13 protein-coding genes are annotated in these 14,410 nt (G+C 71.2%); 4 read left to right on the top strand and 9 right to left on the bottom strand.

Annotation, left to right across the window (positions count from 1 at the left end; translation table 11 throughout):
- Positions 1-86: 86 nt before the first annotated feature.
- Complete coding sequence (locus M3E84_RS01465) at positions 87-1,319, bottom strand: acetate/propionate family kinase (protein WP_259894192.1); 1,233 nt, start codon at positions 1,317-1,319, stop codon at positions 87-89.
- A gap of 55 nt (positions 1,320-1,374) precedes the next feature.
- Positions 1,375-3,468: a phosphate acetyltransferase gene (pta, locus tag M3E84_RS01460; RefSeq protein ID WP_259894190.1), complete on the bottom strand. Its 2,094-nt coding sequence runs from the start codon at positions 3,466-3,468 to the stop codon at positions 1,375-1,377.
- Between the two features lie 217 nt (positions 3,469-3,685).
- Between pta and M3E84_RS01455 the strand changes: the two genes are divergently transcribed.
- The 3 genes from M3E84_RS01455 to M3E84_RS01445 all read left to right on the top strand — a co-directional run bounded on the left by M3E84_RS01455 (position 3,686) and on the right by M3E84_RS01445 (position 5,449).
- The gene (locus tag M3E84_RS01455) at positions 3,686-4,027 is read left to right on the top strand and encodes a thiamine-binding protein (protein ID WP_259894188.1); all 342 of its coding nucleotides are present in this window, start codon (positions 3,686-3,688) and stop codon (positions 4,025-4,027) included.
- Between the two features lie 140 nt (positions 4,028-4,167).
- Positions 4,168-4,557, top strand: a complete 390-nt coding sequence (locus tag M3E84_RS01450) for an N-acetyltransferase (protein ID WP_259894187.1) — start codon at positions 4,168-4,170, stop codon at positions 4,555-4,557.
- Between the two features lie 10 nt (positions 4,558-4,567).
- The gene (locus M3E84_RS01445; RefSeq protein ID WP_259894186.1) at positions 4,568-5,449 is read left to right on the top strand and encodes a spermidine synthase; all 882 of its coding nucleotides are present in this window, start codon (positions 4,568-4,570) and stop codon (positions 5,447-5,449) included.
- An 88-nt stretch (positions 5,450-5,537) separates the two neighbouring features.
- On the opposite strand, the gene M3E84_RS01440 is transcribed toward M3E84_RS01445, so the two are convergent.
- From M3E84_RS01440 to M3E84_RS01430, 3 genes are all read right to left on the bottom strand, one after another.
- Positions 5,538-6,761 (bottom strand): IS110 family transposase, encoded by a 1,224-nt coding sequence (locus M3E84_RS01440; protein ID WP_259894184.1) that lies wholly within the window; start codon positions 6,759-6,761, stop codon positions 5,538-5,540.
- A gap of 234 nt (positions 6,762-6,995) precedes the next feature.
- Entirely contained in the window at positions 6,996-8,366 is a 1,371-nt protein-coding gene (locus M3E84_RS01435) for an NCS2 family permease (RefSeq protein WP_259894239.1), read from the bottom strand.
- Between the two features lie 352 nt (positions 8,367-8,718).
- The gene (locus M3E84_RS01430) at positions 8,719-9,153 is read right to left on the bottom strand and encodes a YchJ family protein (protein ID WP_259894183.1); all 435 of its coding nucleotides are present in this window, start codon (positions 9,151-9,153) and stop codon (positions 8,719-8,721) included.
- A gap of 182 nt (positions 9,154-9,335) precedes the next feature.
- Between M3E84_RS01430 and M3E84_RS01425 the strand changes: the two genes are divergently transcribed.
- Positions 9,336-10,499 carry a glucose-1-phosphate adenylyltransferase family protein gene (locus tag M3E84_RS01425; protein WP_259894181.1) on the top strand — a complete coding sequence of 388 codons (1,164 nt, stop codon included), beginning with the start codon at positions 9,336-9,338 and terminating at the stop codon, positions 10,497-10,499.
- Here M3E84_RS01425 and M3E84_RS01420 read toward each other — a convergent pair.
- The 4 genes from M3E84_RS01420 to M3E84_RS01405 are packed head-to-tail and all read right to left on the bottom strand — an operon-like array spanning position 10,488 to position 14,393.
- Positions 10,488-11,363 (bottom strand): glycosyltransferase family 2 protein, encoded by an 876-nt coding sequence (locus tag M3E84_RS01420; RefSeq protein WP_259894180.1) that lies wholly within the window; start codon positions 11,361-11,363, stop codon positions 10,488-10,490. The genes M3E84_RS01425 and M3E84_RS01420 overlap by 12 nt on opposite strands.
- Positions 11,360-12,352, bottom strand: coding sequence for a glycosyltransferase (locus M3E84_RS01415; RefSeq protein ID WP_259894179.1), 993 nt, complete (start codon positions 12,350-12,352; stop codon positions 11,360-11,362). Before M3E84_RS01415 ends, M3E84_RS01420 begins: the two co-directional genes overlap by 4 nt.
- Complete coding sequence (locus M3E84_RS01410; protein ID WP_259894178.1) at positions 12,349-13,398, bottom strand: glycosyltransferase; 1,050 nt, start codon at positions 13,396-13,398, stop codon at positions 12,349-12,351. Before M3E84_RS01410 ends, M3E84_RS01415 begins: the two co-directional genes overlap by 4 nt.
- Complete coding sequence (locus M3E84_RS01405; RefSeq protein ID WP_259894177.1) at positions 13,395-14,393, bottom strand: glycosyltransferase; 999 nt, start codon at positions 14,391-14,393, stop codon at positions 13,395-13,397. Before M3E84_RS01405 ends, M3E84_RS01410 begins: the two co-directional genes overlap by 4 nt.
- Positions 14,394-14,410: the final 17 nt, after the last annotated feature.

Genomic DNA, 14,410 nt, shown 5'->3' with positions numbered 1-14,410 from the left:
CCCAGAAAGAGATCCAGCCCGCTCCCGACCGAGGTCGGGGCGGGCTGAACGATTGCATCAAGCATACCACTCGATGGCGGGGCGGCTCAGCTCGCCCGACGGCTCACCAGCGCAGCGGTGGCCTCGGCGATCGCGCGCTCCTCGTCGGTGGGGACCACCAGGATCTCCAGGCGCGACTCCGGCGTGGAGATGAGGCGGACCTCGTCGCCGCGCACGGCATTGGCCTCGGGGTCGAGCTCTGCGCCCAGCGCCCCGAGCTTGTCGACCACGCGCTGGCGGAACTCGGCAGAGTTCTCACCGATGCCCGCGGTGAAGATCAGGGCCTGAGCCCCTCCGACGGCCACGTGGTAGCCGCCGATGTACTTGGCCAGGCGGTAGGCCGTCATCTCCAGAGCCAGCTCGGCGCGCTCGTCACCGGCCTTCGCGCGCTCGTCGACCGTGCGCATGTCCGAGTGGCCGGCCAGGGCCTTGAGCCCGGACTCCTTGTTCATGATCTGGTCCAGGCGCTGAGCATCGAGATCCGGGTAGCGCTCGAGCAGGGCCGTGACGATCGACGGGTCCAGATCGCCGGTGCGGGTGCCCATGATCAGCCCGGCCAGCGGCGTGTAGCCCATGGACGTGTCGTAGGACGCTCCGTCCCTGATCGCGGTGGCCGAGGCCCCGTTGCCGAGGTGGGCGACGACCGCGTCGAAGCCGTCGCGCTCCACACCCAGGAAGCGTGCGGCCTCGCCGGTGACGTAGTCGTGCGAGGTGCCGTGGAAGCCGTAGCGGCGCACGCCGTACTCGGAGTACATCTCCTCGGGCAGCGCGTAGCGCCACACGTGCTCCGGCATGGAGCGGTGGAACGCCGTGTCGAACACGCAGACCTGGGGCATGTGCGGCCACTTCTTCTGGATGGCTCGCAGGCCCAGGGCGCTGGCCGGGTTGTGCAGCGGGGCCAGCGGGGCCAGGCGCTCGATCGCGCGGATGATCTCGTTGCTGACCAGCACGGGAGCGGAGAAACGCTCGCCGCCGTGGACCACGCGGTGCCCGGCGGCGTCGATCGTGCGCTCGCCGAGCTCCTCCTCGAGGCGCTGGGCCAGCAGCTCCAGGGCCTGCGTGTGATCCTCGATCTCCGAGGTGCCGATGTTCTGGATCAGGCCCTCGGTGATGACCTCGCCGCTCTCGGCGCCCTGGGTGGCCTCGTCCATGTTCACGAGCTCGTCCACGCGCGGCATGGAGGAGGTGTAGGCGGAGGGCTCCCCGCCCTCCTCGGCGGTGACCTCCCGGACCTGGTACTTCAGCGACGACGAGCCGGAGTTGACGACGAGGACGAGCATGGCGCTCCTTCGGATGGTGGGATTCGGTGTGCTGGGCTGCCGCTGCGGCGGAGGCTCAGCCGTTCTGGGCCTGGATCGCGGTGATCGCCACGGTGTTGACGATGTCCTCGACCGTGGTGCCGCGGGAGAGGTCGTTGACCGGCTTGCGCAGGCCCTGCAGGACGGGACCCACGGCGACGGCGCCGGCGGACTGCTGGACGGCCTTGTATGTGTTGTTGCCGGTGTTCAGGTCAGGGAAGACGAACACGGTCGCGTGCCCGGCCACCTCGGAGCCGGGCAGCTTCTTCTGGGCGATCGAGGCGTCCACGGCGGCGTCGTACTGGATGGGGCCCTCGACGGGGAAGTCCGGCTCCTCGGCCTGGACCAGTCGGGTGGCCTCGGTGACCCGCTCGACGTCCTCGCCAACCCCGGAGGAGCCGGTCGAGTAGGAGAGCATGGCCACGCGCGGGTCCACGCCGAAGGCCCGGGCCGTCTGGGCGGAGGCCTTGGCGATGTCCGCGAGCTGCTCGGCGTTCGGGTTGGGGTTCACGGCGCAGTCGCCGTAGACCAGCACGCGGTCGGCCAGGAGCATGAAGAACACCGAGGAGACCACGCCGACGCCCTCCTTGGTCTTCACGAACTCGAGCGCGGGGCGGATCGTGTTGGCGGTGGTGTGGGCCGCGCCCGAGACCATGCCGTCCACATCGCCGAGCTGGACCATCATGGTGCCGAAGTACGAGCCGTCGAGCATGCGCTCCAGGGCGGTGTCCTTGTCCACGCCCTTGTGCTTGCGGTACTGCATATAGGCCTCGGCGTAGCGCTCGCGGCGCTCGGAGTCGTTGCGGAAGTCGATCAGCTCGAGCCCGTCGGCCTCGAAGTCCAGGTCGATGCCCTCGGCATCGCACAGCCGCGCCACCTCGTCCGGCTCGCCCAGGATCACCAGGTCGCAGAAGCCCCGGCGGTGGATCATCTCGGCGGCGCGCAGGATGCGGATGTCGTCGCCCTCGGGCAGCACGATGGTCTTGCGGTCGCGTCGGGCCTGCTCCACGAGCTCGTGGAGGAAGCGCAGGGGAGTGCGCCGCTCGGGGCGCTCCAGGCGAAGGCGGGAGGCCAGCTCCTCGCCGTCGACCTGCTTGGCCCACGCGCCGAGAGCGGCCGCGGCCTTGCGGGCCCCGCCCTTGACGATCCGGCCGCGGGCGGAACCGACGCGCTGGGCTGCCGTGTAGGTGTCGTCCTCGGTGCTCAGCACGGGGAATGGGGCGCCGGCCACGAACGAGCGGACCAGGCCTTCGGGCACGAACCCGCCCGTGAGCAGCACGCCTGCGGGGGTGGCCTGATCCGGGGTGAGCGCCGCGGCCAGGGTGGCCATGAGGACGTCCGAGCGGTCTCCGGGGGTGATCACCAGATCGCCGTCGACGAGCAGCTCCAGGAAGTGCTCCACGTTCATGGCGGCGATCTTCACGCCCTTGATGTCGCGGTCCAGGGTGACGTCGGTGAGGTCCGAGCGCAGGCCCGCCGACTCCACGAGCTCCTCGACCGTGGGGCTGATGACCTCCGGGACCTCGGGCAGGACGTAGACCGGGAGGTTGTGCAGCCCGCGCTTGGCCTTGCGCGAGACCTCGTCCACCCAGTCGGCGGGGCAGCGGTTGACCATGATCGCGAAGATGTCGCACTTGGAGTCGCGCAGCTCCGTGCGGGTGACCTCCACGGCGTTGAGCAGGTCCTCGGGGTGCTCCGCCTGCTGACCGCCGATGACGGCCAGCACCGAGCAGCCCATGTTGTTGGCCAGGCGCGCGTTGAGGTCGAACTCCGCGGTGGCGGCGTTGTGCGCCAGCAGATCGGTTCCGTCGACCACGATGACGTCGCAGTGCTCGGCCATCTGCGCGTAGACGTCCACGGCCGCCGAGTCCAGGGCGTCGTGATCGCCCGAGGCCAGGAGCTCCCGGCACCGGTCCAGGGTGACAGCGCCGCGGCAGCGCTCCGGCGGCAGCTCGAAGGTCTGGGCCATGAGCGCGAGCATGGGGTCCTGCTCCGGGGTCTCGCCCAGGTGCACCGGACGGAGGAAGCCCACGCGGTCGGAGTTCTTGAACAGGGTGTCTGTCAGCCCCAGCGCGATCAGGGACTTGCCGGCGGCCGGGGTCATGGCGCTGAGGTAGATGCCTTGGGTCATGGGGATGCTCCTCGTCGAGGTCGTCTCCGTGCCCCGCCCCTGCGTGGTCCCCGGGGCTTCCCCGAGCACGCCGACGGGCACAGACCAGTCTGCTGTCCAGCCTAGGCGGTGGGCCTGCCGCCGGACCCGGCGTTGCCCGGGCTTCCCCGGGGTTTCACATGGCGGTCGTCGACGGGGGCCCTGTCCGAGTGCCGGTGAGCAGGCTTACGCTGGGGGCATGATCGTCGCCTTCTCCGTATCGCCCATGGGCGGGGACAACCCCGCCGGCTCCGTCCACGACGCCGTGGCAGCCGCTGTCCAGGTCGTCCGCGACTCCGGGCTTCCGCATCGCACCGACTCGATGTTCACGACCATCGAGGGGGAGTGGGACGAGGTGATGGCCGTCGTGAAGGAGGCCACCGAGGCCGTCGGGCGCTATGGCCCGCGCGTCTCGCTCGTGCTCAAGGCGGACATCCGCCCCGGCCACTCCGGAGAGCTCGACGGCAAGGTCGAGCGTCTCGAGGCCGCGATCCAGCGCCAGCAGCTCGAGGGCGGGCACGCAGCCCAGGACGAGTCCTGAGCTCCGTCGCCTGGTCCACGCGCGTCGCCGGTCCCGACGACGCCGACGCGCTGACTCGACTGCACGTCGCCTGCCTGCGCGAGACCTACCAGCCGCTGTACGGCCAGGACTTTGCGGACTCCCTCCTGTCGGGGGAGTCGGTGGCGGACATCGCCGCCGAGGACCGCGAGTTCCTCTCCGACCCCACCAGCCGTGTGGTGCTGGGGCTCGATGGCACGGGCGAGCCCGCGGGATTCGCCTCGGTGTGCGACGGACCCCAGCGCTGGGAGCTGCAGTTCGAGCCCGGCCTGCAGCCCGAGCGCGAGCTCGTGAAGCTCTACGTCCTGGAGCGCCTGCACGGCTCCGGACTGGGTCGGCAGCTGCTCGACGAGGCCGTCGAGGGCCACGACCCGGTCTACCTCTGGATCATGGCGGGCAATGCGCGGGCGGAGGCCTTCTACGCCAAGAACGGGTTCGAGCGCATCGGCCCGTCCTATCAGGCCGACGGTCCGTGGGCCGGGCAGGAGACCTTCCGGATGCGCCGCTCCTAGACTGGCGCGCATGGGCCGACAGCGCAGGAACCGCAGGGACGATGCACAGGCCTCTGCGGATCCGGATGCGCTGCAGGCCGGCACCTGGCAGATCGCCACAGGCGCGGTGGAGCTGCGTCCCGATGACCTGAGCCCCGGGGCCTGGACGGTGCTCGTCAACGGCGTCCCGTCCTCGCACGTGGACCCTTCCCGGCCGGATCAGCTCGACTTCGAGTACATGCGGTGGATGGCCGCGCTGCTGCGGATGCACGTGGCCGCGCACCTGGACCCCACGAGCCTGCGCGTGCTGCATCTGGGCGGCGGCGCCTGCTCCATGGCGCGGTGGGTGCACTGGCAGTGGCCGCAGGCCCGGCAGGTGGTCGTGGAGCTGGACGCTCGGCTCGTCGAGCTCGTGCGCGGCTGGTTCGACCTGCCGCGGGCCCCGCTGCTGCGCGTGCGCGCCGGGGAGGCTCGGGAGGTCACCGAGTCGCTGACGGAGTCCACGCGCGAGGTCGTGATCCGCGACGTCTTCGCCGGCTCCGTGACGCCCGAGCCGCTGACCACGGTGGAGTTCGCCCACCAGGTCGATCGCGTGCTGGCCCCGGGCGGGCTGTACCTGCTCAACGTGGGCGACACCCGCGATCTGCAGGGAGCCCGCGCGGAGGCAGCGGCGCTGCGCGAGGTGTTCGAGCACGTGGCCGCCGTCGCCGATCCGGCGATGCTCAAGGGGCGCCGCTACGGCAACGTCGTGCTGGCCGCCTCGCACGCGCCCCTGCCGGCGGCCGCCTCGCCGGAGGCCGCGGGCATGGAGCGCGAGCTGCTGATCGATCCGGTGCCCGCTCAGCACAAGGACGCGAGCTGGGTGCGCGCATTCGTCGGGACCGTCCCGCCCCGTCATGACCCCACCCCCTGATACGCCGAGTGGATACCCAGTTGCGCTATAGAGGCGAACAGCGCAATTGAGTATCCACTCGGCGGGGGGGGTGTCCCTATGTTCTGAGTCAAGCCGCGAGAGCGGTCGACTCAGGTGAGGGATTGGGGGTTGGCGGCTGGTAGTAGGTGCCGTTTCGCAGCATCGCGAAGATGACATTGCAGCGTCGGCGTGCCAGGCAGATCACCGCGGCGTTATGGCGTTTGCCTTCAGCGCGCTTGCGATCGTAGTAGATCTTCGAGATCGGGTCGCAGTGCGAGGCGATCCAGGCTGAGTAGAACAGCGCGTTCTTCAACCGCTTGTTGCCTGCTCTGGCGGGGAACTCACCACGGATCGAGGTCCCGGACCTGCGCGTGACTGGTGCGATTCCGGCATAGGCCGCCAGATGTCCGGCGGTCTCGAACGCGGTGCCGTCACCGATCGCCAGGAGGATCTGCGCGGCGGTCTTGATGCCGATCCCCGGCATGCTCATCAAGACCGAGGCGAGAGGGAAGTCCTCCAGCATGGCCTCGACTTCCTTGGCCACGCTCGCTCGCTGAGCCTTGAGCTCCTTGACCTGGCTGGCGACTCTCGGGATCACCAGCTCCACCGCCGCGGTCGCGGGAACGACCACGGTCTGCTCGCTCAGCGCGGTGAAGACCCGATCGATCAGGGCCTCGGGATCGCGGCGTGAGTGCGAGCGGGCGAACCGCAGCGCCCGGGCCCGTCCAGCCGCCTTGAGCCCGGTGGGCCCGCCGAACTTCTCCAGCAGATCCAGCACCAGCCCGGTGGCCAGCGTGCCGCCAGTGAAGACGCGCTCGAGAGCCGGATGGATCTGCGTGAGCAAGGACCGGATCCGATTCAGCGCCCGCGTGGTCTCATGCGCCAGATCCTCATCGAATCCGGCAAGGACCTTCAGCGCGGCCAGGACGTCGCTGTCACGGTCCACGGCCCGCAGCGTATGGGGCATGGTCCGGGCGGTGTCGGCGATGATGAACGCGTCCCTGGCATCGGTCTTCGACCTGCCGGGATAGAGATCGGCGGCTTTGCGCATCGCCAGACCAGGCAGATACGCAACCTCGCAGCCGAGATCACGAGCGACAGCGATCGGCAGGGCACCGATGGTGTTGGGCTGATCCACGACCATCAACACAGCCCCATGGGCCTGCAGAGCGCTGAACAGCTCGCGCAGCTGGGCCTCGTCCTGTGGTAGGGCCTTGTCGAAGAGTCTGGTCCCGGCCGGGTCGAGAGCACAGGCGTGATGCCCGGTCTTCCCGACATCGAGGCCGATCACGACGGCGAATCCAGAGGTCATGATGTCGTCCTCCTTGAACGCATCACTGCTGGTCGCAGTCTTGACACTCGATGCCGGCACCCACGTTACGAAGAGACCTCAGGGCGTCCTGGGCCGTGTCCCTATCAGCGGTCAACGCGTGTCTCTCGACCGGGCGGCAACACCCCCCGGACCATGAATGGCAGGGCAACACAGCCATACCCGGTCGAGCGACCAGACCCCGTCCATCGGGGTGCTCACAAGGTAACGGGGGGGTCAGAGGATCCAGCCCTCGATCACCCCGATGCCGAAGTAGGCCACGAACGCCGCGGCCACGACCCACATCAGCGGGTGGATCTCGCGGATCCGGCCCTGCACCACGCGGATGAACACGTAGGAGATGAAGCCGGCGCCGATGCCGTCGGCGATCGAGTACGTGAACGGCATGAGCACGAAGGTCAGGAACGACGGCACCGCGATGCCCCAGTCGTCCCAGTCGATGCGCACGACGTTCTTGGCCATCAGGAAGCCTACGACCACCATGGCCGGGGCCACGGCCTCGAAGGGCACGACCTCCACCAACGGGGTGATGAACATGGCGGCCAGGAACAGCAGGCCCGTGACCACGTTGGCCAGGCCGGTGCGCGCGCCCTCGGCGATGCCGGTCGAGGACTCCACGAAGATCTGGTTCGAGGACACCGAGCCTGCGCCGCCGGCCACCGCGCCCGCGGCGTCGATGAGCAGGATGCGATCGACGTTCTCGATCTTCCCGTCCCGGGCCAGATCGGCCTGCTCGGACAGCCCGACCATGGTGCCCATGGCGTCGAAGAAGATGGACAGCAGGATCGTGAAGATCAGCAGCAGCACGGTCGTGACGCCCAGCTGGGTCCACAGCCCGACCGGGTCGGCCTCGCCCACCAGGGAGAGGTCCGGAAGCGAGAACAGGCCGGTGGGGGTCGAGGGCACCACGAGCGACCAGCCGGCCGGATTCTCGGCGGAGGACCCGGACGGCGCGACGGCCTCCAGGATGTGCGCCAGGACAGTGCCGCTGAGCACCGCGATCAGGATGGCCCCGCGGATGTTGCGCACCATGAGGGTGATCGTCAGCAGCAGGGTGATCACGAACGTCAGCAGCGGCCAGCCGATCAGCTCGCCGCCCACGCCGAGGTCCACGGGCACGGTGGTCCCGGCGGCATCCGGCATGCGGCGCACGAAGCCCGCGTTGACGAGGCCGACCAGCGCGATGAACAGGCCGATGCCCACGACGATCGCCGACTTCAGCGAGGCCGGCACCGCGTTGAACACGGCGGTGCGGAAGCCGGTGAGCACGAGCACGAACATGATCACGCCGGCCCAGATGACCAGCCCCATGGCCTGCGCCCAGCTCAGCCCGGGGGTCGTGGCGATCGTGACGGCCAGGAACGCGTTGACGCCCAGGCCGGTGGCCACGGCGAACGGGGTCTTGGCCACGACGCCCATGAGGATCGTCATGACGCCGCCGATCAGGGCGGTCATGGCAGCCACGCGGTCCACGCCCAGCGTGGCGCCGGTCGAGTCGGCGCCGAGCCCCAGGATCAGGGGGTTGAGCACCACGATGTAGCTCATGGCGATGAACGTGGCGATGCCGCCGCGGACCTCGCGGCCCATGGTGGAGCCGCGCTCGGTCACCTTGAACCAGCGGTCAAGGCCGCCCTTGGGCGTCGGCGGGGACGACGGCGCCGACGGGGCTGCGGGGCCGTCGACGACGGCGGCGGTCGCATGCTCCGCCGAGGTGGGAGCGGTGTGCTCGGACGGGGCGTCGGAGGCCTGCCAGGGAGGCTGCGACTCATCGCGGGAGGAGGGTGAGGACATAGTGCGGCTCTCTCGAGAAGGATGCCGTCGATCAGGTGGTGGCGCCGACGGATCCGCTGATTCTACGGCGGCGCGCCGTGCCCGCCGCGGCCCGAAGGGACCCTCGGGCTGTGGAACCGGCCACACGCCCGCGCCGCGGGAGCCTCCGTCAGGCCGAGTGGACGGCGCCGTCCAGGTAGAGCCACTGCCCGTCCACGCGGCGGAAGCGCGAGTTCTCGTGCTGGCTGCCGCGCGGGGCGTCGGTCCCGGGCATGGGCCGGTAGTGGGCGGTGAAGTCGACCGTGCCCCACTCCTCGAACGGGCCGCCGCCGGTGGTGCCGTGGATGTCGAGGCGGTACCAGCGCAGGTCCGGGTCCAGCTCGAGGGTCTCGGGGCGGGTGTCGGGGTGCCAGGTGCGCAGCAGGTGCTGATCATCGCCCACCGCGAAGGCGCTGAAGCGCGAGCGCATGAGGGCCTCTGCCGTGGCCGCGGGCCTGCCGCGGTGCAGCGGCAGGCAGCAGCCGCCGTAGATGTCGCCGGAGCCGCAGGGGCAGCGCGACTGCGGGTCGAGGGCGGCCGGGGTGGTATCAGCTGGGAGCGTCATGGATCCGTTCGGGACGAGGGAGGGCCGGTCTGCGGTGCGATGCCGCCTCCCGGGCAGGGGAGGAGCGCACGGGCGGCCCGTGGGTCGGGACACTATGGCACGGGCCTGCCTCTGTCACCCTCATCCCGGGATCGCGCGACTACGATCGTCGGCAGGACGCTCACGACGAGGAGAGGGCCCGCATGCGCATTCCGCGGACGATGGCGATGGTCCTGGCAGGGGGAAAGGGCTCCCGGCTGGAGGCCCTGACGGAGCACAGGGTCAAGCCCGCGCTGCCGGTGGCCGGGACCTACCGGCTGATCGACATCTCGATGTCGAACCTGATGCACTCGCACCTGTCGGACGTGTGGGTGATCGAGCAGTACTTGCCGCACACCCTGAATCGGCACCTGAGCAACGGGCGGCCCTGGGACTTCGACCGCACGCACGGCGGTCTGCATGTGCTGCCTCCGTTCCAGGGGGCCGAGGGCGAGGGCTTCCCTCAGGGCAACTCGGACTCGCTGCTGCGGCAGAAGCAGACCATCCAGGAGTTCGCCCCGGACCTGGTGCTCGTGCTCTCGGCAGATCACCTCTACACGCTGAACTTCCTGGATGTGATCGACACCCACCAGCGCCAGCGCGCCGACCTGACCCTGGTCACCACCCGAGTGGACGAGGATCCCTCCCGCTACTCCGTGGTGAGCACCGACGGACAGGGGCGCGTGAGGCAGTTCGCGTACAAGCCCGAGGACCCCCAGGGGCAGATCGTGGCCGCAGAGATGTTCCTCTTCGACGGCCCCCAGCTGATCGAGGCGCTCGAGGACCTTCAGGAGGCCGAGGGCGGGCTGGAGGACTACGGCCACGACCTCATCCCGTGGTTCGTGCAGCGCCGCAGGGTCGTGGAGCACCGGATGGACGGGTACTGGATGGATCTGGGCACCCTGCAGTCCTACTGGACGGCGCAGCTGCAGATCCTCGACGGCGACGGCGCCGTGCTGGATGACCCTCAGTGGCCCATCGTCTCCGGGCAGCCGCAGCTGCTCCCGGCCCGCATCGCGGCCTCGGCGGAGGTCTCGGAGTCCCTGATCGCGGCGGGCTCCCGGATCCGGGGCACGGTCGAGCACTCGGTGCTCAGCCCGGGGGTCGTGGTCGAGGAGGGCGCGGTCGTGCGCCACAGCGTGCTGCTCGACGGCGTGCGCGTGGGCGCGGGGGTGCAGCTCGAGAACGTGATCGTCGATGCCGGGGCCGAGATCGCCGGTGGCTCCAAGCGGGGCACGGCCGAGGCCGTCACGCTGATCGGGGCCGACGGCCGCGTGGCCGTGACCGAGCGCTTCGACCGCTCGGCGACGCTGCCCTCAGGCTTCTGACCCGCTGAACGGGTCGGTGGCGGGTGCGCCGTCGGGAGCTCCCGCGCGGCGCCATCCGGGTCCGTCGGCGACCACCAGACCGCGCTGCTCGAAGGCTTGGAACCAGCCCTCCATGGGCCACCTGCCCCAGCGCCGGGCGAAGACCTCCGCGTTGCGCAGGATGTCGTCCAGGTGCTCGACCGGCGGTGAGGACACCGGGTGCCACTGGTGATACGCGTCGGCACCGCCCACCCACTGCAGCGCGACGCCGTGGGCGGACAGGTTCATGGCGAAGTCCGTGTCCTCGCCGCCGTAGCCGGTGAACTCCTCGCAGAAGCCGCCGAAGCGCTCGCGCAGTCCCCGCCACGTCCCGGCGCTGAGCGCGAAGCTCAGGGACCAGAACAGGACGTGCTCCCCGGGGCGAGCGCAGCGGGCCTGTCCGCGCGGGAGATCGGGGCGAGCGGGATGGGGGCTGCGCAGCGAGCTCAGCCGGTCGAGGTCGTAGGGGCGGTCCAGCGCACGCAGATAGGTCACGGGTCCGCACAGCACCCCGGGGCGCTCGGCAGCCGCAGCGGTGTAGGCCGCGCCGAGATCGGGACCGGGCAGGCAGTCGGCGTCGAGGAAGATGATCACGTCCGCACCGGCGTCGCAGGCGGTGTCGCCAGCGGCGTTGCGCGCGGCCGCCAGGTTCACGGGCCCGGGCCCGGTGCGATCCAGCCGACGGGTCCCGGGGGCCTCGAAGGGCTCGGGGCCGATCTGCACCGTGTGGTGGACGGCCGCGGGCAGCCAGCGCCGCACGGCCTCGAGCTGGCGCAGGACGTGGTCCCGCCGCCCGATCGAGCACACCGTCACGACGTGCACGGAAGGCGCCGCCGGCGCGCTCATGACCCGCCCCGCCCGTGTCCAGCCGCCCCGAGGACGGTCTCGGCGGCGCGGCTGGCGGCGCCGTCGACCTGCCATGCCCGGCGCCGGTCCTGCGGGGACCCCAGCAGCAGCGCGCGGTCGATGAGCTGCGGCCACTCGCCCGCCGCCGGCAGACCGGGTGCCTCGGGCACCACGGCCAGGCCGGCGTCGGCCAGGATGCGCGCGGTGGTCTCCTGCTCGGCGAAAGGGCGCCGCTGGGCCAGCACGATCATCGGGGCCCCGGCGGCGGCTGCATCGGCCACGGAGTTCTGCCCCGCCGCCGTGATCACGACCCCCGCCTCGGAGAGGACCTCGAACGGGTCCTCGACCCACTCGTCGAGCCCGAGCAACCGGCAGCGCCCGCCCAGGTGAGCGGAGGCGATCCGCGCGACCTCGTGCCAGTAGGCAGGCGAACCGTCCTGGCCGCCGCGGCCCAGCAGGATCGCCGCATCGCGACCGCGCACCGCGCACAGGGCGCGGCCCTCGAAGCGGCTGATCCCGCCCACCCGATGCACCCGCTCGGCTGACGGCGCCAGGTGAGCCGGCAGCGCAACCCAGTCAGGCCACGCCGCCACGATCCGATCGGCCAGCCGGAAGGAGAGCTCGTGCGGGGCGTCGTCGCGGATGCCCGGCAGGGCCTGGACGGTCGTGGGCACCCCGAGCAGGCGCACCAGCGCCGTCACCTCGACGGAGAGGTCCACGTGGACGACCGAGGGGCGGTGATCGCGCACCCACGCGGCGATCATCGCCATGCGCTCGGTGTATCCGTCGTGGCCCTGCGGCGCCCAGTGCAGCGCCCCGTGGGCGGTGACGCCGCGCTCGTCGGCGGGGGCGTCCATCGGCAGGACCACGTCGGCCTCGGGGTGGGAGGAGAGGATCACCGCCTCCTCGTACGGGGCCAGGGCGCGGGCGAGCGCGCGGCAGCGGGTGAGATGCCCGGCCCCCTGATGATGGGCGTACAGGCCGATCACGTCGCGATCACCTCCTCGAACAGGGACAGGTACCGATCGATCATCACCTTCAGGTCGAAGCGCTCGACCGCGATGGCCCGGGCCTCGGCGCGCGGCTGGTGCAGGGCTGCGCGGGCCGCGCGCACGAGGTCGTCGACGTCGTCGGGCCGGGCCAGGTGCTCGGGCACGGTGCGCAGGATCTCGGGGATGCCCCCGCGGCTGAACGCGGCCACGGGAGTGCCGCAGGACATCGCCTCGATCAGCACGAGCCCGAACGGCTCATCCCACTGCGGCGTGGCCAGGGCCAGCGAGGCCCGCCCGACCTCGTCCATGATCTGCTCCGGAGCCATGGCCCCGAGCCAGCGCACCTGATCCCCCAGATGTGCGGCGATCCGCTGGGAGAAGTAGGTCGGATCCGCGCAGCGCCCGATCAGGGTCAGCGGCATCCCGAGCCGGCGGCAGGCCTCGATGGCAAGGTGGGGGGCCTTCTCCCGGGTCAGGCGCCCGAACCAGACCGCCCCTCCGCCGCCGGGGCCCGGGCGCCACTGGTCCGTCTGCACGCCGTTGTGGATCACCTCCGCGGCGCGCGGCAGCGACCACTGGCAGGCCGTGAACCGGCTGACCGCGCAGAACCTCTCGGAGGCGCCCGCAACCCGGCCGAGCACGCCCTGCATGTCGTCCTGGGGCGGGGTGTGCAGGGTCGTGACCATCGGCGGGCGACGGGCGGGGCCCAGCTCCAGGATGGAGGGGTGCACGCTGTTGTTGTGCACCAGGTCGTAGTCGGAGCGCTCCAGATGCCGGCAGACGCGGGCGAAGGCGGCGGTCTCGGACTCCCGGGCGCCGGGCGGATAGCGGTCGTCGCGGGCGCCGTGCTCGTGCCCGCTCCAGTCGACGCCGGGGAACTCCAGATCGCGGCGATGCCCCTGGGAGCCTGCGGCTGCGAACAGGTCGACGTCGAGCCCGCGACAGCGCAGCCCCTCGACCATGCGCTGGACGAAGACCTCGAGCCCTCCGCCGAAGGGCGGGGCGATCGGCATGCGCGACGGGCCGATCACGGCGATCCTCATGATCCTGCCTCGGCAAGCAGCTCGCGGTGCCGCAGCGCGATGCGCTCGGCCTGGGCGGCGCGGTCGCCGGCCCATGGCAGGGGTGCGACGCCCAGAGCCTGTGCGGCCGCACGGGCGGCATCGCGGCCGTCGCCCGTGCGGCAGGAGAGCACCGCGCCCGGCTGGTCGGCCTGATCCGCGAAGTGCCCGCAGTCCGGGGCCACGACCACGACGCCCAGGTCCCGGCACATCTCCAGCCACCCGGAGTGGGTCCCGCGAAGGTAGGGGAGGACGACGACGGCGCACTCGGCCACCTGCGTGAACAGGCGCTCGTCGTCCATCCGCCGATGCACCACGAGCTCCAGGCCCTGGATGCCGCTCAGGCCGCGGCCCAGCTCGGTGCCGGCTGCGCGCTCGTCCAGGAAGACGGTGAGTCGGGCGCCGACCCCTCGGAGCCCCTCGGCCAGATCCCGGTGCCAGGACAGCTCCCGCACGGTGCTGGCCCGCAGGTCCTTGAGGAACACGGCGACCCCGAGCGAGGGCCCGCCGCGCTCGCGGACCTGCTCCTGCAGTCGTCGCGCTCGCTGCGGCGCGACGACGCAGGGGTGAGCGATGACCTCCGCCCGGCGGCCGAATCGCCGGTGGATCTCCTCGGCCGCCGAGCCGGTGAGGGTGATGACGGTCTCGGCTGCCTCGATCAGCACGGCCAGGCGCTCGAGGTGCTCCCGCTGCTCCTGAGCGGTGCGCAGATGCGGATGGGACAGATCGTGCACGGTGAGCACCAGACGGATCCCGGAGGCGCGGCACTGCTCGACGAGCTCGCGCATCTGCTGCGGGGTGCGGTGCTCGAAGCCGAAGTGCACGTGCAGGACATCCACGCGATCGGCGTCCTCGGCCAGGCGCTGCGCCTCGAGCAGCGGGTGCGGGATCCAGGTCCCCGGTCCTGCTGTCTCGAGCTCGGGGGGTGCGACGAGCTCGAATCCGTCCCAGTCGGCCAGCGGCTCCACGGCGTCCACATAGGGGTGATGGGCGG

The organism is Kocuria sp. p3-SID1428, assembly GCF_025149945.1.
GTDB lineage: Bacteria > Actinomycetota > Actinomycetes > Actinomycetales > Micrococcaceae > Kocuria.
This window is presented reverse-complemented; position numbering and strand designations above follow the sequence as displayed.

Coding starts and splice junctions, on each gene's coding strand:
- M3E84_RS01455 (WP_259894188.1), top strand. CDS start 3,686: ATGATCGTCGCCTTCTCCGTATCGCCCATGGGCGGGGACAACCCCGCC.
- pta (WP_259894190.1), bottom strand. CDS start 3,468: ATGACCCAAGGCATCTACCTCAGCGCCATGACCCCGGCCGCCGGCAAG.
- M3E84_RS01425 (WP_259894181.1), top strand. CDS start 9,336: ATGCGCATTCCGCGGACGATGGCGATGGTCCTGGCAGGGGGAAAGGGC.
- M3E84_RS01465 (WP_259894192.1), bottom strand. CDS start 1,319: ATGCTCGTCCTCGTCGTCAACTCCGGCTCGTCGTCGCTGAAGTACCAG.
- M3E84_RS01440 (WP_259894184.1), bottom strand. CDS start 6,761: ATGACCTCTGGATTCGCCGTCGTGATCGGCCTCGATGTCGGGAAGACC.
- M3E84_RS01410 (WP_259894178.1), bottom strand. CDS start 13,398: ATGAGGATCGCCGTGATCGGCCCGTCGCGCATGCCGATCGCCCCGCCC.
- M3E84_RS01435 (WP_259894239.1), bottom strand. CDS start 8,366: ATGGGCCGCGAGGTCCGCGGCGGCATCGCCACGTTCATCGCCATGAGC.
- M3E84_RS01420 (WP_259894180.1), bottom strand. CDS start 11,363: ATGAGCGCGCCGGCGGCGCCTTCCGTGCACGTCGTGACGGTGTGCTCG.
- M3E84_RS01430 (WP_259894183.1), bottom strand. CDS start 9,153: ATGACGCTCCCAGCTGATACCACCCCGGCCGCCCTCGACCCGCAGTCG.
- M3E84_RS01445 (WP_259894186.1), top strand. CDS start 4,568: ATGGGCCGACAGCGCAGGAACCGCAGGGACGATGCACAGGCCTCTGCG.